Source organism: Turicibacter sp. TJ11 (assembly GCF_021497505.1).
In the GTDB taxonomy this organism is placed as follows: Bacteria; Bacillota_I; Bacilli_A; order MOL361; family Turicibacteraceae; genus Turicibacter.
The window spans coordinates 2,475,230-2,496,827 of the sequence record NZ_CP069349.1; the positions used below are offsets into that span (position 1 = coordinate 2,475,230).

Sequence of the window (21,598 nt, forward strand, 5' to 3'; positions counted from 1 at the left end):
TGTTTTAAGTTGACGAATTGTCAATATAAATGCGACACTTGCTCATGAAATAGATCAAATGAAGTTTTCCAACCTAAACATTTTCGTGGTCGATGGTTAATGAGGCAGAGTGCCTCATTAACCTCTTTTTCAGTTACTCGTGCCAAGTCGGTCTTTTTCGGGAAGAATTCTCGAAGTAATCCATTGGCATTTTCATTACTTCCTCTTTGCCAAGAGGAATAAGCATCTGCGAAGTAAACAGGGACCTTTAAATCAGCCTCTACTTTGGAATAACAGGCAAACTCTTTTCCTCGATCAACGGTATAGGTTTTGAACGTGTCGTTAGGGAAGTGTTCATATAACTCTTGAATCGCTCGATACATCTCTGAAGCCGAGCGATTTTCTATTTTCACGGCCATATAAAAGCGTGTTTGACGTTCAACAAAGGTCGCTAAACACCCCTTACTTTTTCCACGACTTGAAACCACTGTATCTAATTCCCAGTGTCCGAATGTTTGGCGCTTTTTAACCTCTTTGGGGCGTTGATGAATCGAGGTTCCAATGTTAAATCGCCCACGTGTTTCTCGTGGTTTTCGACGCTTTCCTTTTTGTCTTAAACAGCTTAAATCTCCTGATAAAATCGTACCATCATAAATCCAACGATAAATGGTTTTAAATGAAATCACACCCTTTAAAACCGTATGAGAAATTTGTTCAGGCGACCAGGTTAACTTCAAATAGTGTTGAATGGTTTGAATGAGTTCTTCAGACTTTACTTCTTTACGGTGACAAGCTAAACGTCGTTTTCCGGCTAATTTCTCTGCTAGCTCAGCCTGATAAGTTTTCTGAGTATTTCGTTTCAATTCACGAGCAATGGTCGAGTGATGTCGATTCAATTGAGCTGCAATCTGTCTTGTCGAATAGCCCATTTTCAAAAGAACTTCTATACGTGTACGTTCAAATGTGGTAAGATGTTTATAACTCATAAATAGCTCTCCTTGTTAAGAATTTGGTGTGGTAACTTCATTCTATAACAAAGATCCTATTTATGAGCTTTTTTTTTATGTGTCGCACTTAATATTACAATCTGTCGTTTGTATAAATGAAGTTAAATGAGATAGAAGAAATGTATCCTTCATTACAGAACATAAAAATAGATACATAAGAAGTAAGATAAACTACCGAGTAAAATAAAAATATGAAAAACTTCGTGGTATCCAAAATATTTAAAAATTTGCCAATCAGGCTTAATCGTATAAAGAATTCCACCTATTGTATAAAGAACACCACCGAAAATAAGAAGTGTCACACCATTCGTACTTAAAGCAATCAGTAATGGTTCAAAGGCAAAAATCACTAACCATCCCATTAAAATATAAATTGAAGTCGATAGCATACGAGAACAGTTAAACCAAGCGAGTTTAAATATACTTCCGTAAATAACGATAAAAAATAAGAAAATAACCCTAACAAAAATTGGAATTATTAATATATTATATTGTAGCTCAAAGAAAAACGAAAAGAGGCATTGAAATGAAAAGATGGAATTCTTATGATCAGTCAAACGATGTGAACGAAATCAAAACATTTGAGCCTTCTGTTCAAACCTTTGAGTCTACACCTCAGAGTCGTTCGAATCAATCTGATTATTCTGAGACTATAAGATGCGACATTCCAGTCATCGTAACAAGAATTGAACATCATCATTATTGCCATCAATATATTTATAGACCAGTCACAAAAAAAGAGGTTAATCATTATCATCGAGGGTCACAATTCTTCAAAAAAAGTTGTGACAAAGGTCAAAATACTGACAAGCAATAATGCCACTAATTTTTCTAAAAAAAAGGAGATATAAACATTATGAAACAATATGGTTGTTCACGTTTTATGGGTAAAGAAGAAGAAATGAAATATCAAAAACCTTGCTATGACGAAGAAAAATGGTATCCAGAAGAAGACGAATGCGAATTCGAAAAAGAAGAAAAATGGGGATGTAAACCACAACGTCCAGAACATGGATGTAGATGTAAAGTAGTGGTTGAGCCAACTGTATACTGTAAAGAAGAAAAACACTATCGTCATTGTGTAAAACACATTGTGCCAGTCGTTTGCAAACAAGTAGAAAATCATCACTATGATCATGAATATATTATTGAGAAAAAAGTGGTTAAAGAAAATAACCGCTACGATCATGGTCGTCGTAATGAAGATTGGTGCAAAGTTGCAGGTTGTGGTCGAGGAAAAAATGAAGACTGCGGTTGTGAATACTAGTCTGTTTTAAGTTTTAAAAGCTGAGTTCTTAAGGACTCAGCTTTTTTGTTTGTATAAATGAAGTTAAATGAGATAGAAGAAATGTATCCTTCATTACAGAACATAAAAATAGGTACATAAGAAGTAAGATAAACTACCGAGTAAAATAAAAATATGAAAAACTTCGTGGTATCCAAAATATTTAAAAATTTGCCAATCAGGCTTAATCGTATAAAGAATTCCACCTATTGTATAAAGAACACCACCGAAAATAAGAAGTGTCACACCATTCGTACTTAAAGCAATCAGTAATGGTTCAAAGGCAAAAATCACTAACCATCCCATTAAAATATAAATTGAAGTCGATAGCATACGAGAACAGTTAAACCAAGCGAGTTTAAATATACTTCCGTAAATAACGATAAAAAATAAGAAAATAACCCTAACAAAAATTGGAATTATTAATATATTATATTGTAGCTCAAAGAAAAACGAAAAGAGGCATTGAAATGAAAAGATGGAATTCTTATGATCAGTCAAACGATGCGAACGAAATCAAAACATTTGAGCCTTCTGTTCAAACCTTTGAGTCTACACCTCAGAGTCGTTCGAATCAATCTGATTATTCTGAGACTATAAGATGCGACATTCCAGTCATCGTAACAAGAATTGAACATCATCATTATTGCCATCAATATATTTATAGACCAGTCACAAAAAAAGAGGTTAATCATTATCATCGAGGCTCACAATTCTTCAAAAAAAGTTGTGACAAAGGTCAAAATACTGATAAGCAATAATGCCACTAATTTTTCTAAAAAAAAGGAGATATAAACATTATGAAACAATATGGTTGTTCACGTTTTATGGGTAAAGAAGAAGAAATGAAATATCAAAAACCTTGCTATGACGAAGAAAAATGGTATCCAGAAGAAGAATGTGAATTCGAAAAAGAAGAAAAATGGGAATACGAATCAAAACGTCCAGAATACGGATGTGGATGTAAACCACAACGTCCTCAACATGGATGTGGAGGTAGACCACAACGTCCAGAATATGGATGTAAAGTAGTTGTTGAACCAACTGTATACTGTAAAGAAGAAAAACATTATCGTCATTGTGTAAAACACATTGTGCCAGTTGTTTGCAAACAAGTAGAAAATCATCACTATGATCATGAATATGTTATTGAGAAAAAAGTTGTTAAAGAAAATAACCGCTACGATCATGGTCGTCGTAATGAAGATTGGTGCAAAGTTGCAGGTTGCGGTCGAGGAAAAGGTGAAGACTGCGGTTGTGAATACTAGTCTGATTTAAGTTTTAAAAGCTGAGTTCTTAAGAACTCAGCTTTTTTTGTTGATAAATGAGGTAGAAGAAATGTATCCTTCATTACAGAACATAAAAATAGATACATAAGAAGTGAGATAAACTACCGAGTAAAATAAAAATATGAAAAACCTCGTGATATCCAAGATATTTAAAAACTTGCCAATCAGGCTTAATCGCATAAAGAATGCCGCCTATTGTATAAAGAACACCACCTAGAACAAGAAGCATCACACCATTTGTACTTAATGCAAGTAATAATGGTTCAAAGGCAAAAATCACTAACCATCCCATTAAAATATAAATGGAAGTCGATAGCACACGAGAACAATTAAACCAAGCGAGTTTAAATATAATTCCACATATAGCGATTATTGAGACAATACTAAATAAAATCCATCCTGATTTTCCATTTAAGACCATTAGACAAAAAGGTGTATAAGAACCTACAATTAATACAAATATCATACTGTGATCAAGCCGTTGTAAAAAATTAATGACAGGATCTGATGAAATAATCATATGATAAGTAGCTGATGTTGCGTAAAGTAATAGCATACTTAGACCAAAAATAATTACAGATATTAATCCAGTCAATGTGTAATTTTCCATAACGACTTTAAAAACCATTGCAACTAAAGCAATAAGAGATAAAATAGCACCTACTAAATGAGTTAATCCATTAATCGGTTCTCTTATGTAATTGTTCATATTTAATCCTCCTCATAATAACTATATCAATTATATTAATTATAGTTATGATTCATGTCATTTAGTGTCTAAAAATAAACTATAAACATGATTTAACGATATAAATATACTAGTTATAATACTTAGTTTTTTCATTCGCTATGTTTCTTATAAGTTAGAAAACGCATCTCTTATTATAGGACTGAAATATTGACATAAATCCAGTGTAAACGGATGAATACAAGACTAAGTTTGTATCATTTTGTTCTAATTCATTCATTCAACTCATATATTTTTATCATATTATGGGGAGGAGAATATATGATGTTAGAGATGATTATGCCATACGTTAAGTGGATTGGATTAGCTCTTTTTGTTATTTTTATATTATTAATTCTTTGGAAAAAGGCGCCACAAGATAAGGCCATTGTTGTGACAGGATTAAGACGTCGAGTGATTAGTGGGAGTGGAGGAATTGTTATTCCATATCTTGAACAAGTATCAAGAATTTCACTTGAGAATATTAAAGTAGAAGTTAAAACTCATGAATCACTAGATAGTAATGGAGTACCGATTGATACAGATGGAGTTGCGATTATTAAAGTTAACTCAGATCCAAAAAGTGTTTTATTAGCAGTGGAGCAATTCAATACAGGACGTGAAAAAGAAACGATTAATGTGATTAAAGAAACTGTACAGGATGTATTAGAAGGAAAGCTTCGCGAAATTGTTTCTAAAATGAGTATTGAAGAAATATACAAAGATCGTGAGATGTTTTCTCGTGAAGTTGAAAATGTTGCTAAAGAAGACCTTGAGCAAATGGGACTTGAAATTAAGACATTTACGATTCGTGACATCGATGATACAAAAGGTTATTTAACGGCTTTAGGAGCAAAACAAATTGCTGAAGTTAAGAAAAATGCAGCAATTGCAGAAGCAGAGGCAGAAAGAGATCGAATGCAAAAAACATCGGAAGCAAAACGTCTTGGAACAGAAGCACAGTTAAAAGCGGAAACTCAGATTGCCCTAGCTAAAAAAGAAAAAGAATTACAAATTCAGGCCTATAAAGAAGAAGAACAAAAAGCCCAAGCTAAGGCTGATTACGCTTATGAAGTTGAACAAAATATTGTGAAAAAGAATGTCATTGAGGCGTTAAAAAATACCGAGTTATTTGAAGAACAACGACAGACTGAAATTGCGATGCAACAATCGATCAAACAAGAAAAAGAACTTGAAGCAACCGTTAAAAAGGTAGCAGAAGCACAAAAATATAAAGAACAACAAGAAGCTGATGCTAACCGTTATGCCATTATTAAAAATGCAGAAGCAGAAGCTGAATCGATTCGAATTAAGGGGGCAGCAGAAGCAGAAGCCACTCGTATGAAAGGTCAGGCTTTAGCGGAAGCCATGAAGGCAGAGGCAGAGGCTATGCGTGAAAAAGCAGAGGCTTATAAGCAGTATGGAGAAGCTGCTGTTGTTCAGATGATCGTTGAAAAGTTACCTGAACTTGCTAAAAATATAGCAGAACCACTAGCACAGACAGACAAAATTGTTATTATTGATAATGGAGGCGGAAATGGTGCAGCAAGAGTCACGCAAAATGTAACTAAAATAATGTCAGAAATTCCGGAAGTGGTTGAATCATTAACAGGAATCAATCTCATTAATCTGATTTCTTCTTTTGAAGCATCCTTCCCTCAAGTAACTGAAGATGAAAGAAGTGAATAAAAAGGCCAAGGGCCTTTTTATTTTTTGACAAAGAAAGTGTTAAATTTTAAAGAATAAAATGTCGTAAAAATAGATAATAATTCGGATTTGATCGAAATTTATGTTATACTAAAGACATAAAAATGTTATAGGTAGGGTTATGAATTTATGAAATGTATGTATAAAAGGAAATTAGTTAAACTTGGAATTCCTTTAGGGGTAGTTGGTATTATTCTTTCAATGAGTTTAACTCAAAATATGACAACTTCAGCATTAAAACAAGAAGAAACTAAAGAGAAAGAGATTTATGTGGCTAAAGCAGATGAAGTCACGAATACCGTAAATGACAATCAAAGAGATGAAGAGAAAACAGAGCAAAAGCAGGAACAAGTTGAAGAAAAACATCCCATTAACTATGTTTCTAAACCTACGTTTTATCAAAATGTTATCACCGTCTCAAATCCCGACTCAATGTTAGTGCTTGTTAACAAAAATTACGCTTTAAACGAAGATTATGAACCAAGTGATTTAGTGTTACCGAATGTTTTATCGACTGATTATAATCAAAATCAAAATATTTACTTACGTAAAGAAGCTGCCATCCATCTTGAACAGCTATTTTATGCCGCTCAAAATGAAGCGGGTTTAACATTATTAGCAAGAAGTGGTTATCGTTCCTATCAAACACAAATTTCATTATATGATCGATACGTTTCACAAAATGGAACAGAAAAAGCAGATACATTCAGTGCAAGGGCAGGGCATAGCGAACATCAGACAGGGTTAGCTATGGATGTAACGGCGGATAGTGTTAATAGACAATTAGTTACCGATTTTGGACTAACACCAGAAGGAATTTGGTTAAAAGAGAATGCTCATCGATTCGGCTATATTATTCGTTATTTAGAAGGTCGTGAAGATGAAACAGGTTATCAGTATGAACCGTGGCATATTCGTTATGTTGGGGTAGAAGCTGCAACTGAAATTTATGAAAATAATTGGATTTTGGAACAATATTTAAACAAAAAGAGCTAAAAACTTTAGCTCTTTTTGTTTTGTCATGAGTTATGAATTTAAGTTTTTTTAGTCGAGATTTCCACCCATCTAATATTTAATGAAAAAGAAAAAACGCCTACTTACGTAGACGTTTTTTTGGAACAGATAATTAAGCTTTGTTAATTGATCCGAATAATTCCATTTTTTCTTTAACTGTAGCTTTGATTGCTTCGAATCCTGGGTTTAATAATTTACGAGGGTCGAATCCTTTACCTTCTAAATCTTTACCAGCTTCGATGTATTTACGAGTAGCTTCTTGGAATGCTAATTGGCATTCTGTGTTAACGTTGATTTTAGCAACACCTAAAGAGATTGCTTTTTTGATCATTTCTTCAGGAATTCCTGTTCCACCATGTAATACTAATGGAGTGTTTCCAGTTGAAGCGTTGATTGCTTCTAAAGCATCGAATGCTAAACCAGCCCAGTTTTCTGGGTATTTACCGTGGATATTTCCGATACCAGCAGCTAACATAGTTACTCCTAAGTCAGCGATTTGTTTACATTCAGCTGGATCAGCAACTTCACCTTTACCAACTACACCGTCTTCTTCTCCACCGATTGATCCAACTTCAGCTTCTAAAGATAAACCTTTTTCAGCAGTTAATTTAACCATTTCAGTTGTTTTAGCGATGTTTTCTTCAATTGCATAGTGAGAACCATCAAACATGATTGAAGAGAATCCAGCCGCCATAGCGTCTAAAGCACCTTGGTAGCTTCCGTGGTCTAAGTGTAATGCAACAGGAACAGTGATGTTTAATTCTTTCATCATTCCGTTAACCATACCTACGATTGTTTCGTAACCGCACATATATTTTGCAGCACCTTCAGAAACACCTAAGATAACTGGTGAATTATTTTCTTGAGCAGTTAATAAGATTGCTTTAGTCCACTCTAAGTTGTTGATGTTGAATTGACCAACAGCATATTTACCTTCATAGGCTTTTTGTAACATATCTTTAGCAGAAACTAACATGTTGTTACCTCCATTGTATTATGAAATTATCGGGTAAAGAGATTTTTAGATGACTCTTTAGTCTTCTCTTCCCCAAAGTAATTATAACGGATGTTGTAACAAAAAGAAATAAAAATGTTTCATTTTCCAGTTGACTGAATAAGGCAAAATAATACTTCCTATAATAGAGTATTTAATTCTTTTTAATAAAAGGGTTATTATTTAGATATTTTTTCGTTAGTCAATTGATGCTTCATAAAAAGGCGCTCGAAGTATCGCTTCATTAAAGCCACAATTGGAACAGAGATGATCATCCCAACCGCTCCTAAATAGCTTCCCCCGACTAATATAGCGATAAAGATCCAAACAGGAGCCAATCCAACGCTATCACCTAAAATTTTAGGCTGAATAATGTTTCCATCGATTTGTTGATAAATAATTAATAAAACACAACCTAAAATACCTAGTTTAACATTTGTAAATATTCCAAGAATTAAAGCTAGTGCTGCACCAATAATCGGCCCGATATAAGGGATAACATTGGTAATCCCAGCGATAACCCCAATCAGTAAGGCAAATGGATGGCCGATAATTAATAATAAAGTAGTGGATGCGATTCCTACAATTAAAGCATCTAGTAATTGACCTAAAATGAAATTTCCAAAGACTTCATGTAAATCTTTTAGAAAGTATTTAATTCGCTGTCTTAACTTAGAAGATAAGAGAATAATTGAGACATTATCAATGGTTTTTAAAATAGCCTCACGATCCTTTAAAAAATAAAAGGTTAAGATAATGGTAGCAACGAGATGAATGAAAAAACTTGCAACATTGGTGATCACGCCACTTCTAGAATCAAAAATGGTCGTTAGAAATTGACTGAGAAAATTAGTAATATAAACGGCTAACCTTTGAATTTGTGTCTCACTGATATAAATAGATTCAAAATAAGGAGATATTTTTGCTAACCAATCGGTTAAAATCGTTTGAAAATTAGGTAATGCTTCTCCAATCGTCAATAAATTTTGAAAAAGTGGAGGAATTAGTAGTTTAGTTAAAAATGTAATGAATCCAAAAATCAGGATAACAAGCGCTAGAAGGCTAATTAAGCGCGTCGTTTTATGAGATAACTTTTGATTAGTGATTTTAATCCATAAAATGTGAACGAGGCGTTCAATAAAACGCAAAGGACGGTATAAAATGTAGGCTAGAACAAAGGCGTATATAATAGGAGAAATAATCGATAAAAATGTAAATAGTATATTCTTTACAAAGAAGAAAATATCTACTGAATGTCGAGAGACTTGATAGACGAATAACAAAATACTTCCAATGATTAACGTGATGACCCCGATATTCAAGTAATTTTTATTAAATTTAAATTTATCGAACATAAATAACGCCACTCCTTAATTCGGATAGTGTTTAAATTCCTTTCTAATTAAAAAGATACAAATACCCGAAATGATTAGATCAGTAATAGGTTGTGCTAACCAGACACCATTTAACCCTATAAATTTAGGTAAAATTAGAAGAAGTGGAATCAGTAAAATAATTTGTCGTAAAATAACCAATCCAATCGAGAGTTTAGACTGTCCAATCGATTGAAAAAAGTTTGGACCTGTTGTCGCAAGCGCACAAAGTGGAAAGGTGAATAAATATAATTTTAATCCACTAACAGTTGAAGCTAATAAACTTTGATCAGAGTTGAAGAATTGAACCAGTGTCTCAGGAACGAGTTGAATTAAAATAAATCCAATCGTGAAAATAGTCGTTTCTGCAAGACTTCCATTAAAAGAGTAAGTATTACTATATATCTGGAAATATAATAAACAATATAACAAAAGTTGTATTCCTAAAGAGTTAATCGTCGAGGAATTAGGTTCAAATATTAGAAGTATTAATCGAGTGTTAAAGCAGCTACGACTTGGATTAAGGTAAAATCTAACAAGAACTAGGCACCTTTATTGACAAACTAAATCTATCAGCATATACTAATCATATGAATATATGAATATCTATTCACATGATTTGGAGGCGAGTTCTTATGGAGAATGATAAAACATTTAAGTTAGCTTTATTGGGTTTAGATTGTGCTAATTGTGCAAATAAAATTGAAGAACGGGTTAATCGTCTTTCGGATGTTGAAGAAGCAACGTTAAATTTTTCAACTAGCCGATTAACGGTTTCAATTAATGATCCACAGGTTAAATTAGAAGTCATTGAAGAAATTAAAAAGATTGTGGAACAGTTAGAACCAGATGTCACAGTCATAGAAAATAACTCAGGTGAAGTTTTGAATCAAAATCAGTGTTGTCAGGGGGATTGTTCACGACATGATGAACAACACTTACATAAACATGCATCTAGTCACGAGCATATTGTTAGAGAGCTTAAAGTCATAGAAATTTTGAAAGAACAAAAAAACTTATTACTTGGATTTGTTATTTTCTTAATTGCTGTCTTATTTCCATTACAACAACGCGTTGAGATTGTTTTGTATCTAATGAGTTACTTACTTATTGGTGGTAACGTCATCGGGGCTTTTTGGCGTCATATTAAACGTGGTGAAATATTTGATGAGAACTTTTTGATGACAGTGGCAACTGTTGGAGCCTTTTGTATTGGAGAGTATCCAGAAGCAATTGCGGTTATGTTATTTTATGAGATTGGTGAACTTTTTCAAAGTTATGCGGTCAATCGTTCACGCCATTCCATTACAAGTTTGCTTGATATACGTGCCGATCACGCCAATTTAGTGACTGAATCTTCAGTCGAAGAAGTGAATCCAGAAGTTGTTTCAGTTGGGGATTATATTATCATTAAACCTGGTGAACGTGTTCCATTAGATGGAGAAATCGTTGAGGGGCAATGTTATTTAGATACATCAGCATTAACCGGGGAATCTGTTCCACGCCTTGTTTCGGTAGGAGACCCCATTTTATCGGGATGTATCAATACGAATGCTTTAGTCAAAGTGAGAGTCACTAAAGTAGCAGGTGAATCAACAGTGGCACGTATTTTAGAATTAGTAGAGAATGCTTCGTCTAAAAAAGCACAAACTGAAAGATTTATTACAAGATTTGCACGTGTGTATACACCGATTGTTGTGTTATTAGCCTGTTTAATTGCTATTATTCCACCGCTTGTTTTTCAAGGAAATTTCTCGACTTGGTTATATCGAGCCCTTAGCTTTTTAGTGGTTTCTTGTCCATGTGCTTTAGTGGTATCTATTCCACTTGGATTTTTTGCAGGACTGGGGGGAGCCTCTAAACAAGGGGTTTTAATCAAAGGGGGAAATTATTTAGAGACATTAACGCATGCGGATACTGTTGTTTTTGATAAAACAGGAACGTTAACAAAAGGCGTTTTTAAAGTCATTGAAACCCATCCAGTAAATATGACTGAAGACACATTTATTAAATTTGCGGCTTATGCTGAAAGTCAGTCTAATCATCCAATTGCCAAATCAATTGTTGAGGCTTATGGTTATTCCATTGATGAAACAGTTATTTCAAGTTATGAAGAAGTAGCTGGTAAAGGGATTAAAGCTGTTGTTAATGAGCAACAGATTTTAATAGGAAATGCGACTTTAATGAAAGAATTCAGTCTTGAAGTGTTATCGGTTAGTGCAACGGGAACAATCATTCATATGGCTGTGGATCAAGTATATGTGGGTTATATCGTTATAGCTGATGAGATTAAAGAAACTTCAAAAGCGGCTATTTCAAAATTAAAACAACAAGGTGTTTCACAAGTTATTATGTTAACGGGTGATCAAGAAAGAATTGCTAAACAAGTAGCAGAAGAATTAGGTGTCGATCGAGTTTATGCTGAATTGTTACCTTACCAAAAAGTTGAACATGTTGAACAGTTATTAGCTAATCAATCTAAAAATAAAAGCTTAGTATTCGTTGGAGATGGAATGAATGATGCGCCTGTCTTAGCACGTGCCGATGTTGGTGTAGCGATGGGAGCAATTGGGTCAGATGCAGCCATTGAAGCGGCGGATGTTGTTTTAATGGAAGATGATCCGATGGCATTAGTCAAAGCCATTGATCAGGCGAAACAAACGAAGTTCATTTTATATCAAAACATTATTTTTGCTTTAGGTGTTAAAATATTAGTGATGATTTTAATTGCATTTGGATTAGCAACGATGTGGGCGGCTGTTTTTGCAGATGTCGGTGTCACTGTTTTAGCTGTGATTAATAGTACACGTGCGTTAAAATCAAAAAAATAAAAGTGATCAAAAGGATATCCTCATCAATGAAGATATCCTTTTTCATTTCTTTAGAAAATCTTAAGTTTTCTTTTGGCTTTTTCTTTAGGAGTTCTTGTTATGATAAGTTCGTAAGATTCACAGCAATTGGGTAAGCTTATTCTAAGTGGTATAATAACAGTAAAGGACACGTTGGAAAGAGGGATTTTATGAATCAATCACATATTTTAATTGTTGAAGATGAAAAAGAGATTGCACTTGCGATTGAGGCATATTTGACGAATCAAGGTTATAAAGTGAGTCTAGCAAGTAACGGAGTTGAAGCGCTTGAACTAGTAGAATCAATCCCGATTGATTTGGCGATTGTAGATGTCATGATGCCTAAAATGGACGGAATTACATTCACGATGAAGCTTCGTGAATACTATCATTTTCCTGTCATTATGCTATCTGCTAAATCGGAAGAAGTGGATCAAATTATGGGATTAAATATGGGGGCTGATGACTATGTCACGAAACCGTTTCGACCTCTTGAACTTTTAGCTCGTGTCAATTCACAGTTACGACGTTATAAGAAGTTTACGACTGCTACCCAAGAGGTTAATCAACATCTCATCACGATTGGGGGACTTGAGATGAATACAGAAACGAAGGAATTTACGGTCGATGAAGTACCGGTTAAATTAACCCCCATCGAATACAAGATTTTAAATTTATTAATGAAACATCCGGGACGTGTTTTTCCAACCGAGGAAATTTATGAAAGAATTTGGAATGAGACGGCTATCAATACGGATACGATTATGGTTCATATCCGTAACATTCGAGAAAAAATTGAAATTGATCCGAAAAAACCAAAATATTTAAAGGTGGTGTGGGGCGTTGGCTACAAAATTGAAAAACAGTAAGGTTTTTATTTCACTTGTCTCTTTTTTATTTTTATTTCTTTTAGCGATAGGAATCTGTTTTAGCTATCCTAAAATTGATGAGATTTCAAAATTAAGGGGTTACAATTATTTTGAAAGGTATGATTTTTATGAGATTCTTAATAAGGAAAGTTATGAACTTTACCTTCAACAGCTCGTTAAAAGTAAAGAAAACCAAACATTATTACCTGAAGATATCTTTTTATTAGAAACGGTAGAGGACCGTTTAGAAATTTTTCAAGCGTTGAAAAATGGCTATTACGAAGAGGATGATTATTATCAATGTGAAAGAGATGATAATAACGAAAACTCAACGATAACAAATACGGAGACGCTCTCTAGTCAACAATCAGTTTGTGCCTTATTAGATTCATTCGATGAAGAAATTGAATCGATTCCTGATCAAGTGTTTAATAGGTTATCTAAAGAAGAACAACTCATTCTAATTGAACCCATGCTTAATAGAAGTTTAGAGAATTTAGAATCGAGTTTAATAGATTATCAAATCGAAAATTTATCTTACTTTGTCATTAATCATGAGACAGGTGAAAAAATAGGGGATGAATCGTTACAACAGTTATTGACCGCTGGAGCAAGTAATGAACTCAACGACTTATATCAATATTACGTGGTCTTAAATTACGATGTGAATGGAAATTTAGAAGTGGAGCAATTATTTGGTGCTGAGTTTAAGCAAAAATCAAAATATGAACCAGCCGTTATTGATGCTAAACAAGAGGTTAAAAACTATTTTATTGATCCTTATTTTTTACGTCAGTATGTAAATATTGATGTTAAGCCGATTAAAGATACGACATTTGTTTATGCGGTCCCTAAAACACTCATCTATTATGATGAGATTTCAAGACAACAGGAGACTTATTCGTATTGGGGAGTTCAGGAAGCCTTAATGCCAATCAGTTTCGTTACTGGTTTTATCATTTTTATCTTTAGTTGTTTAATTCCTATTCAGACAGTCAGAAAAAATAAACTGATTCATCATTTCTTAAGTTGGCCAATTGAAACATTGCTATTGACGGCAACACTTCCGGTTGCGATTTTTGTGGAGTTATTGCCAAGTCTGGTGCACGATACGATACATTCTGAATTTAATTATTTCTTAAGTGCTTATTTTAGCAATGAAATGATGAATAGAGTGGTATTCATATTAAATCTGATCATTTGGTTTGTGGTCTTAGCATGGATTTTTATTTTAAGCTTATATGTTAGAAATTTACTGAAACAAGGATGGAAACTCAGTCTTAAAGAGAATTGTTGGACGTATCGAATCTATCGATTTATCCTTAAAAAACTAAATGCCTTTTTAGTTTTTGATTTAAAAGAAAAAAATAAAAAACGATTATTCATGATCGTTTTTGGACAGTTTATCATTTTATCTCTTTTTTGCTTAGGATGGTTCTTTGGAATTTTTGGAGTCTTTATTTATAGCATCATCTTATATTTCATTCTTCGCAAAAAGATGATAGAAATAGAGGAGAATTATGCTCGTTTATTCAAGGTGACAAAGCAGTTAGCAGATGGAAACCTTGACGTTGAAATGAACGAAAATCTTGGAATCTTTAATGCCTTCAAAGAAGAAGTTAGACAAGTTCAAGACGGATTAAAAAAAGCGGTGGATGCAGAAGTTAAAAGTCAGAGAATGAAGACAGAATTAATTGCGAATGTCTCACATGACTTAAAGACACCGTTAACATCTATTATTACGTACACTGATTTATTAAAAGATAAAAATTTAAGTGATGAAAAGCGTGCACAATACTTAGAAACGTTAGATCAAAAATCCCATCGATTAAAAGTACTAATCGAGGATTTATTTGAGATGAGTAAGGCAAATAGCGGGAATATTACAATGAACTTACAAGAAGTTGATATTACTTCTTTAATGAAGCAAACCCTGCTAGAACTCGAAGATAAAATTAAAGAAGCAAATTTAATGATTCGTTCAAACTTCCCAGATCATAAAGTCACCCTGATGCTTGATAGTGATCGCATGTTCCGTGTTTTTGATAACCTCATCTTAAATATGACAAAATATGCTATGCCAAGCACACGAGCATATCTTGAGATTGTAGAGAATGACAATCAAGTACAAATTATTTTTAAAAACATATCAGCCGAAGAAATTAACGTAAATGTGAATGAATTAATGGAGCGCTTTGTTCGTGGAGATCAAGCTCGTCATACTGAAGGTTCAGGACTAGGACTCGCGATTGCTAAAAGCTTTGTTGAGCTTCAAGGAGGAACACTTCAAATTCAAGTCGATGGTGATTTGTTTAAAGTCATGCTGACATTTAATAAATAAACGAAAAGCACTGAAGTTTTTTCAGTGTTTTTTATTTGTAAATAATAGACATTTTTAATAATAAGGGATTGCGTGTTTAAAAGATGCCCCCCTATAATTAAATCAATGAAGTGAAAAAGTAGTTACTCTATAGATTAGGAAGTGATGAAATGAAAGTTTTAAATATTGGGTCATGTAATATTGATTATATTTATGAAGTCAATCACATGGTACGTCCAGGTGAAACCCAAACGGTTCAAAATTTACAAGTGGTGAGTGGTGGTAAAGGCCTAAATCAATCGATTGCTTTAGCTAAAGCAGGCGTTGACGTGTATCATGCAGGTTTAATTGGAAAAGATGGAACGCTCTTAAAAGAAACGTTAGAGAGATATGATGTGAAAACTGATTATGTTCATGAAGTAGAGGGCCCAAGTGGTCATGCCATTATTCAAATAGATGCAAACGGAGAAAATAGTATTCTCGTTTATCCAGGAGCTAATCATTTGTTTGATGAACAGAAGATTGATGGACTTTTCACTCACTTTGAAGCGGGAGACCTTCTTTTATTACAAAATGAAATCAATGAAATGCCACTTATTGTGAATAAAGCTTACGAAAAAGGATTTAAAATTGCAATTAATCCCGCTCCGTTTAATGATCAGATTAAACAAATTCCACTTCATTTAGTTGACTATTTAATTTTAAATGAAATAGAGGGACAAGATTTAACAAAAGAAACGGATGACTTTAAAGTGTTAGAGAAATTAAAAACGATGTATCCAAAAACTCATCTGTTATTAACACGCGGAAGTAAAGGAGTTCTTTATGCTCATGAAGATGTCATGATTGAACAATCCGCTTATAAAGTAGAGGTAGTGGATACAACTGCGGCAGGGGATACGTTTATTGGATATTTTATTTCAGGACTCGTTCGTGATTTATCAATGGATGACATTTTAAAATTAGCCTCTTTGGCTTCTTCAATTACGGTTACACGAAAAGGGTCTTCTACATCGATTCCTACACTAGAAGAAGTATTGAAAAAACAAGCGAAGGAAAAGTCAGAAATCGGTAAGTAAACGAAAATTAAGTACTCATCAACTACTTAATAAAATCTATAGAATCACTAAGAGATTAATACATTTTAATAATACTAAAAGAACTCCCTTCATATGATTTAAAATACATTTTAGGTGAAGGGAGATGATTAGATGAAGAAATTTTTAGGGAATTCTCTTTATCGTTTATATCGGGTTGTTTTAAAATTAATTCTTAGTATCATCCCCACGGTTACAATGGGTATCTTTTTTATTAAACAACTGATCCTATTTAATTTTAAGTCTGAAGAAATAGTTTTAAAAGTTGCTAAGTTATCGACTGGGTTAATAGTAGTTGCTATTCAATCTATGATTTGTTGCTTAGTTGGACTAACGATTATTTTTATTTTAATGAGACTTTGTTCTTTTCCTAGTCATCAAATCAATGTTGATTCACTCGAGAATTATCTTTTTAATAAGAGGGAAAGGTCACGTTTGATTTCACATAGCAACTCTTGTTTTAATATGATAGGAATAGTCGTCTTAGTGTGGGTGCTTTGCTTTCAACCTCACTTTATTGCGAGTTATCAAGTCGTTGATGGAACGTTTCAAATGGTAGAGCCACTGTTTAATGAATCGGTATTACGAAATTATCATCCACTTATTTTTACAGTATATGGACTAGGTTTAGTCTATTATGGATTTCAATTAAGATTAGACAAGTGGTCATTTAATTTTATTATGTTAAAATTTGTGTATAAGATTAGTGCTTATTTACTATTTTGTGCGATGCTTTTAAATCAATCACTTTTTAATGAACAATATTTTACAACTTTATTTGCTTTTAGTCACTTAAACTGGACGATGGATTGGTATGTTTTGAGTCGTTTTTTAATCGTCAGTTCATTATTAAGTTTAATTAGCGATCTCGGTCCATGGAAAGTGAAAGATCAAAGAAGTTAAGGGAGACGGATTAAAATGAATGTTCTGGATGGATTAACCCTTCTTTTCTAAGTCATTTGAAAAGAAGGGGATAAATATGTTTAAAAATGATGAATTAAATCAAATAGCATTTCCATTAATGTTAAGTAATGTTTTATCTTTAGTAATTGGTCTTTGTGATCAAGCGATGATTGGACATTTATCAATCAGTAGTTTTGCAGCTGTTGGAATCGTAGCTAGTTTTATTAATAGTATAACAGGTGTTTTAGGAGCTATTTCAATTAGCTTTAATATTTTAGCTGCTAGAGCTTATCGAAAATCCTTATTATTTAAAGCGTATATTCAATCTCAAGTGGTGTTAAGTTTTATCATAGGCGTTATCAGTTATGTAGCAATAGGGTTTAGTAAAGAGTTTATTTTTCATGAGTTATATCAATTAAAAGGGCAGGTGCTGATTGATGCCTTATCTTATGCTAAGATTTTTAGTCTCTCGATTGGACTAAACTTGTTATTGTTCACAGTTTCAACCTATTTAAAAATTACGAATCAAACGAACTATATTTTAGTTGGTAATGTCGTAGCGGCTATCAGCAATGTCATTTTAGATTTCATTTTCATTTATGGACTTAATTTCGGAATGATAGGAAATGCCGTAGGTTCCATTCTAGCTTTGTGTTTCAACCTTATAATCTATCTTTTTTTCCTACGATCAAAATGGTGTTGGCAGCCTGTTATTATTAAGTTACGATTGATGAAAAAATGTATGTTTCATTCTTTTTCATTTATGGTTCAGGAATTTTTAGAAAGTACCATTTTAGTTTTAGTGTTAAATATATTAATTGCTCGTATTGGATTACTTGAAGTATCTGTGTTTAACTTAGTAAATCTTTTGTTAGAAATCTCATGGATGCCGATGTATGCTTATTCCCAAGCCATTTTAACCATAGTGAGCAAACAGCCTAAAAGACTTAAACGTATTAGAAAAGAAGCATTGATAAGATCGTTAAAATTGTACGGAGTAATCGCTAGTATTCTGATTTTCAATAAGGGAGTCATTTTTAATCTTTTAACTAATCAACAGCTATTAATGAATGAATGTCGTCTGCTATTACCCTATGTCTTTTTATTATATATCTTTCGTCAGCCATTGATGATGAACCAGACTTGTTTACAAATTTTAGGTGAGCAGCGTTGGGTTTTAAAAACGACGGTTGTTTGTTATTTAGTTGGTTATTTTATTGTTTTTCTATTCATTAAGTGGAATCCATCGCTGTGGATTATTTATGTTGGGATTGGGATCATTTATTTGGCTTTAACGTACTTAATGAAATTTAAGTTAAAAATAAAATAATTTTAGACAATTATCTCCAAAAAAGTACTTGTTTGTAGTAAAATAAGGAAATGATATGATGTTGATAGAGTTATAGAACTAGGTGGAGATAAGACGTGATTAAGGGGCATAGGTCAATCAAACAAAATTCAATTACTTTCATTATTTTTATTATTGTCATGATTGGATTAACTGGAATGATGATTGAAAATTTTCTTGAACAAAACATTATTAATCGTTCTCGAGATGAAAGTTTAGAAGTTTCAAGTCATATGGCAAAGGCGATTAGTGACCAGTTAAATGTTAGTGTCAAGGAGCTAGAGTTTTTAGCGAATGTTATTGCTGATAGTTTGTCAGAAGAATCAACGTTAGCGTTAAATATATGGAATGACGAGATTAAATCAGATTTTTTTGATGAGTTATATTTAGCCAAACCAAATGGAGTCGTTTATTCATCTGAAGGAATAGAGAGAAATTTTGAAAATAGAGGATTTTTTAAATTAGCTCTAGAGGGAGAAGTCAGCATCTCCAATCCAACGATCAGTGAGTTTGATGGTGAACGCGTCATTATGTATACAGTACCGATTAAAAAGAACGGTCAAGTCATCGGTGCGTTAAGCGGAAGAAATACAGTAGATGAGTTAAATAAAGTTGTATTAAGTAAAATCTATGGCTTCGGAACGGATGTTTACATTGTTGGAGATAATGGAGAAGTTATTATTTCAAACAACTTAGATAATTCACTTTTAGTGAGCTCGTTCAATGATTATTATATTAATTTAAACCGATCAAAGGATGTTCAGTTACCGTATATTCTTTCAACCAATCATAGTCAAAGTATTGAATGGACTAATAAATATAACCACCGAACTTATATTAATTATCAAAAAATCGATAGTATTAGTGATTGGTATGTTTTAACGACAGCGAATCCTGATCGTCTTGCTCAAAAGATTCATAATACGGAAAAAGTGACGTTATTAGTTGTTATGATGATATGGACAGCAGTTATCTCTTTCCACTTTTATGTGACTAAGATGAAAAAAGATAGTTTAGAATACATTGAACGATTAGCTTTTAATGATTCTTTGACGGGATTATTTAATAATGATGGATTTGTTAAAGAGATAAAATCTGTGCTAAAACGCTCGCCATATCGTTACTATTCACTAGTAGCTTTTGATATTGAAAGTTTTAAATTAGTTAATGAAATTTATGGTTATAGTAAAGGTGATCGACTGTTAATAGAAATTGCTCAACAGTTAAAATCAGAATTTCATTCATCAACAATTTTTGGAAGATTAGGAAATGATGTTTTTACCTTAATGCTTGCTAAACGAATTCAATATGATGAGGACAATATTTCTTCTCGAATTGAGCGAGTGGTTCGTTCAGTTAGTGAGAATATTATTGAGATGACATTAAATGTAAACATCGGGTTTTATGATTTTAAAACGCAAGAAGAAAATATTCAGCTTGCCGTTGATCATGCAGATATGGCACGTGTTCATGCAAAAACACTACCAGATAACTATTATGTATTTAATCAGGATGTAGTTGAAAATGAAAAAAAATTAAAAGAAATTGAACAAGCAATCAAATCATCATTAGAACAAGGACATTTTCAAGTATACTATCAGCCTAAAGTAAATCCGATAACTGAAAAAATCGCAGGAGCTGAAGCGCTAGTTCGCTGGTTCCATCCTGAACGAGGATTCATTAGTCCGGCAGATTTTATTCCAATTTCAGAGAAATCAGGCGATATTGTTGATATAGGACGCTGGGTTTTTAATGAGGTTTGTTTAATGTTGGCTGATCAAAAACAAAAGGGACTCAAAAGCGTTCCTATCTCGATTAACTTATCACCAGTGGAGTTTTATCAGTCTGATTTAATTGTTTTCTTAGCGTCAACGATTTCAAAATATCAAGTTGATCCGAGCTTAATTGAAATTGAAATTACTGAAACCGCTGCTTTAAACGATATTACTTTAATTAATGAAAAGATTGCATCTATTCATGATTTAGGGATGAAAGTATCAATGGATGACTTTGGAACAGGTAGTTCGACGTTTAGTAATTTAAAACATGTAGATATCGATGTTTTAAAAATCGATCGTTCATTTTTATGTGATATTGAAACAAACTTTAAAAGTAAAGAAATGGTTCATGGAATCATTGAATTAGCGAAACGAATTGGGATTTCAGTTGTTTGCGAAGGAGTAGAAGTTCAAGAACAAGTGGAGATCTTAAAAGAAATGAAATGTGATTTCATTCAAGGGTATGTGTATTCAAAACCACTACCCAGACCTCAATTTGAAGAGTGGATTTAATAGATGAAGTTTTTTAAGCCAAAACAAGTAATCTTATCAAATATAACGATAATATATATGAAAAACTCCTAGGGATTGATGAATCTCTAGGAGTTTTTTTATTAGCGATACTTAATATGAACAGAAGATCATGTTATGTTATCCATAAAGTTTAGTTAATTTTTAATGAATTAAGAAACATTTTTTATTTGAATGAAAAAAGGTTGACATTAAATGGTTTAAGCATATAATAAGTATATAAACACCCCCCGGGGGGGTAGGAGGTTGAAACTATGAACGAAGAACGAAAAAAGTCATTACAAACTTTGAAAACGGCTAAAGGTCAAATTGAAGGGATTATGAAAATGATAGAAGATGATCGCTATTGTATGGATATCTCCAATCAAATTCTATCGTCACAAGCATTATTAAAGCGTGCCAATTTATTAATTTTAAAGCAACATTTAGATCATTGTGTCACTCAAGCTTGTTTAAATGGCGGAAGTGAAGAAAAAATTAATGAAATTATGGTTATTTTAGAAAAAGCAATGAGTAAATAGAGAGAAG

Annotated in this window: 21 protein-coding genes; 14 read left to right on the forward strand and 7 right to left on the reverse strand. The window is 32.9% G+C overall.

Annotated elements, in window-relative coordinates:
* Positions 1-20: 20 nt before the first annotated feature.
* Both JRC48_RS11865 and JRC48_RS11870 read right to left on the reverse strand, forming a co-directional pair.
* A complete protein-coding gene (locus tag JRC48_RS11865) occupies positions 21-965 on the reverse strand; it encodes an IS30 family transposase (RefSeq protein WP_235069697.1) in 945 nt (314 codons plus the stop codon).
* Positions 966-1,117: 152 nt separating this feature from the next.
* Positions 1,118-1,543 (reverse strand): hemolysin III family protein, encoded by a 426-nt coding sequence (locus tag JRC48_RS11870; protein ID WP_235069698.1) that lies wholly within the window; start codon positions 1,541-1,543, stop codon positions 1,118-1,120.
* Between JRC48_RS11870 and JRC48_RS11875 the strand changes: the two genes are divergently transcribed.
* Together JRC48_RS11875 and JRC48_RS11880 are read left to right on the forward strand one after the other, a co-directional pair.
* Positions 1,513-1,803, forward strand: coding sequence for a hypothetical protein (locus JRC48_RS11875; RefSeq protein ID WP_235069699.1), 291 nt, complete (start codon positions 1,513-1,515; stop codon positions 1,801-1,803). The genes JRC48_RS11870 and JRC48_RS11875 overlap by 31 nt on opposite strands.
* A gap of 39 nt (positions 1,804-1,842) precedes the next feature.
* Positions 1,843-2,253, forward strand: coding sequence for a hypothetical protein (locus tag JRC48_RS11880; protein WP_235069696.1), 411 nt, complete (start codon positions 1,843-1,845; stop codon positions 2,251-2,253).
* Between the two features lie 93 nt (positions 2,254-2,346).
* On the opposite strand, the gene JRC48_RS11885 is transcribed toward JRC48_RS11880, so the two are convergent.
* Positions 2,347-2,772, reverse strand: a complete 426-nt coding sequence (locus tag JRC48_RS11885) for a hemolysin III family protein (protein WP_235069700.1) — start codon at positions 2,770-2,772, stop codon at positions 2,347-2,349.
* Between JRC48_RS11885 and JRC48_RS11890 the strand changes: the two genes are divergently transcribed.
* Together JRC48_RS11890 and JRC48_RS11895 are read left to right on the forward strand one after the other, a co-directional pair.
* Positions 2,742-3,032: a hypothetical protein gene (locus JRC48_RS11890; protein ID WP_235069701.1), complete on the forward strand. Its 291-nt coding sequence runs from the start codon at positions 2,742-2,744 to the stop codon at positions 3,030-3,032. The two genes, JRC48_RS11885 and JRC48_RS11890, sit on opposite strands and share 31 nt — an antisense overlap.
* Before the next feature lie 39 nt (positions 3,033-3,071).
* Entirely contained in the window at positions 3,072-3,539 is a 468-nt protein-coding gene (locus JRC48_RS11895) for a hypothetical protein (protein WP_235069702.1), read from the forward strand.
* 82 nt (positions 3,540-3,621) lie between these two features.
* Here the strand turns inward: JRC48_RS11895 and JRC48_RS11900 are convergent, their stop codons facing one another.
* Positions 3,622-4,269 (reverse strand): hemolysin III family protein, encoded by a 648-nt coding sequence (locus JRC48_RS11900; RefSeq protein ID WP_235069703.1) that lies wholly within the window; start codon positions 4,267-4,269, stop codon positions 3,622-3,624.
* A gap of 303 nt (positions 4,270-4,572) precedes the next feature.
* Here JRC48_RS11900 and JRC48_RS11905 point away from each other — a divergent pair, with 303 nt between their 5' ends.
* Both JRC48_RS11905 and JRC48_RS11910 read left to right on the forward strand, forming a co-directional pair.
* A complete protein-coding gene (locus tag JRC48_RS11905; RefSeq protein WP_235069704.1) occupies positions 4,573-5,976 on the forward strand; it encodes a flotillin family protein in 1,404 nt (467 codons plus the stop codon).
* 147 nt (positions 5,977-6,123) lie between these two features.
* Entirely contained in the window at positions 6,124-6,990 is an 867-nt protein-coding gene (locus tag JRC48_RS11910) for a D-alanyl-D-alanine carboxypeptidase family protein (protein WP_235069705.1), read from the forward strand.
* Positions 6,991-7,120: 130 nt separating this feature from the next.
* On the opposite strand, the gene fba is transcribed toward JRC48_RS11910, so the two are convergent.
* The 3 genes from fba to JRC48_RS11925 form a co-directional block, all read right to left on the reverse strand.
* Positions 7,121-7,984, reverse strand: coding sequence for a class II fructose-1,6-bisphosphate aldolase (gene fba, locus JRC48_RS11915; RefSeq protein WP_055241894.1), 864 nt, complete (start codon positions 7,982-7,984; stop codon positions 7,121-7,123).
* 197 nt (positions 7,985-8,181) lie between these two features.
* The gene (locus tag JRC48_RS11920; RefSeq protein ID WP_235069706.1) at positions 8,182-9,357 is read right to left on the reverse strand and encodes an AI-2E family transporter; all 1,176 of its coding nucleotides are present in this window, start codon (positions 9,355-9,357) and stop codon (positions 8,182-8,184) included.
* A gap of 15 nt (positions 9,358-9,372) precedes the next feature.
* A complete protein-coding gene (locus JRC48_RS11925; RefSeq protein ID WP_235069707.1) occupies positions 9,373-9,807 on the reverse strand; it encodes a hypothetical protein in 435 nt (144 codons plus the stop codon).
* Between the two features lie 203 nt (positions 9,808-10,010).
* On the opposite strand from JRC48_RS11925, the gene JRC48_RS11930 reads away from it, so the two are divergent.
* From JRC48_RS11930 to JRC48_RS11965, 8 genes are all read left to right on the forward strand, one after another.
* A complete protein-coding gene (locus JRC48_RS11930) occupies positions 10,011-12,206 on the forward strand; it encodes a heavy metal translocating P-type ATPase (RefSeq protein ID WP_235069708.1) in 2,196 nt (731 codons plus the stop codon).
* Between the two features lie 188 nt (positions 12,207-12,394).
* Positions 12,395-13,093, forward strand: coding sequence for a response regulator transcription factor (locus JRC48_RS11935; RefSeq protein WP_235069709.1), 699 nt, complete (start codon positions 12,395-12,397; stop codon positions 13,091-13,093).
* Complete coding sequence (locus tag JRC48_RS11940; RefSeq protein WP_235069710.1) at positions 13,068-15,434, forward strand: sensor histidine kinase KdpD; 2,367 nt, start codon at positions 13,068-13,070, stop codon at positions 15,432-15,434. Before JRC48_RS11935 ends, JRC48_RS11940 begins: the two co-directional genes overlap by 26 nt.
* Positions 15,435-15,583: 149 nt before the next feature.
* Positions 15,584-16,492, forward strand: coding sequence for a ribokinase (locus tag JRC48_RS11945; RefSeq protein WP_235069711.1), 909 nt, complete (start codon positions 15,584-15,586; stop codon positions 16,490-16,492).
* A gap of 132 nt (positions 16,493-16,624) precedes the next feature.
* Positions 16,625-17,413, forward strand: coding sequence for a hypothetical protein (locus JRC48_RS11950; RefSeq protein WP_235069712.1), 789 nt, complete (start codon positions 16,625-16,627; stop codon positions 17,411-17,413).
* Between the two features lie 76 nt (positions 17,414-17,489).
* Positions 17,490-18,743, forward strand: a complete 1,254-nt coding sequence (locus tag JRC48_RS11955) for an MATE family efflux transporter (RefSeq protein WP_235069713.1) — start codon at positions 17,490-17,492, stop codon at positions 18,741-18,743.
* Positions 18,744-18,838: 95 nt separating this feature from the next.
* Complete coding sequence (locus JRC48_RS11960) at positions 18,839-21,052, forward strand: EAL domain-containing protein (protein WP_235069714.1); 2,214 nt, start codon at positions 18,839-18,841, stop codon at positions 21,050-21,052.
* A 272-nt stretch (positions 21,053-21,324) separates the two neighbouring features.
* On the forward strand, positions 21,325-21,591 hold the full coding sequence (locus tag JRC48_RS11965) for a metal-sensing transcriptional repressor (protein ID WP_235069715.1): 267 nt from the start codon (positions 21,325-21,327) through the stop codon (positions 21,589-21,591).
* Positions 21,592-21,598: the final 7 nt, after the last annotated feature.

Coding starts and splice junctions, on each gene's coding strand:
- JRC48_RS11900 (WP_235069703.1), bottom strand. CDS start 4,269: ATGAACAATTACATAAGAGAACCGATTAATGGATTAACTCATTTAGTA.
- JRC48_RS11910 (WP_235069705.1), top strand. CDS start 6,124: ATGAAATGTATGTATAAAAGGAAATTAGTTAAACTTGGAATTCCTTTA.
- JRC48_RS11905 (WP_235069704.1), top strand. CDS start 4,573: ATGTTAGAGATGATTATGCCATACGTTAAGTGGATTGGATTAGCTCTT.
- JRC48_RS11950 (WP_235069712.1), top strand. CDS start 16,625: ATGAAGAAATTTTTAGGGAATTCTCTTTATCGTTTATATCGGGTTGTT.
- JRC48_RS11895 (WP_235069702.1), top strand. CDS start 3,072: ATGAAACAATATGGTTGTTCACGTTTTATGGGTAAAGAAGAAGAAATG.
- JRC48_RS11965 (WP_235069715.1), top strand. CDS start 21,325: ATGAACGAAGAACGAAAAAAGTCATTACAAACTTTGAAAACGGCTAAA.
- JRC48_RS11930 (WP_235069708.1), top strand. CDS start 10,011: ATGGAGAATGATAAAACATTTAAGTTAGCTTTATTGGGTTTAGATTGT.
- JRC48_RS11920 (WP_235069706.1), bottom strand. CDS start 9,357: ATGTTCGATAAATTTAAATTTAATAAAAATTACTTGAATATCGGGGTC.
- JRC48_RS11935 (WP_235069709.1), top strand. CDS start 12,395: ATGAATCAATCACATATTTTAATTGTTGAAGATGAAAAAGAGATTGCA.
- JRC48_RS11955 (WP_235069713.1), top strand. CDS start 17,490: ATGTTTAAAAATGATGAATTAAATCAAATAGCATTTCCATTAATGTTA.
- JRC48_RS11865 (WP_235069697.1), bottom strand. CDS start 965: ATGAGTTATAAACATCTTACCACATTTGAACGTACACGTATAGAAGTT.
- JRC48_RS11875 (WP_235069699.1), top strand. CDS start 1,513: ATGAAAAGATGGAATTCTTATGATCAGTCAAACGATGTGAACGAAATC.
- JRC48_RS11880 (WP_235069696.1), top strand. CDS start 1,843: ATGAAACAATATGGTTGTTCACGTTTTATGGGTAAAGAAGAAGAAATG.
- JRC48_RS11890 (WP_235069701.1), top strand. CDS start 2,742: ATGAAAAGATGGAATTCTTATGATCAGTCAAACGATGCGAACGAAATC.
- JRC48_RS11945 (WP_235069711.1), top strand. CDS start 15,584: ATGAAAGTTTTAAATATTGGGTCATGTAATATTGATTATATTTATGAA.
- fba (WP_055241894.1), bottom strand. CDS start 7,984: ATGTTAGTTTCTGCTAAAGATATGTTACAAAAAGCCTATGAAGGTAAA.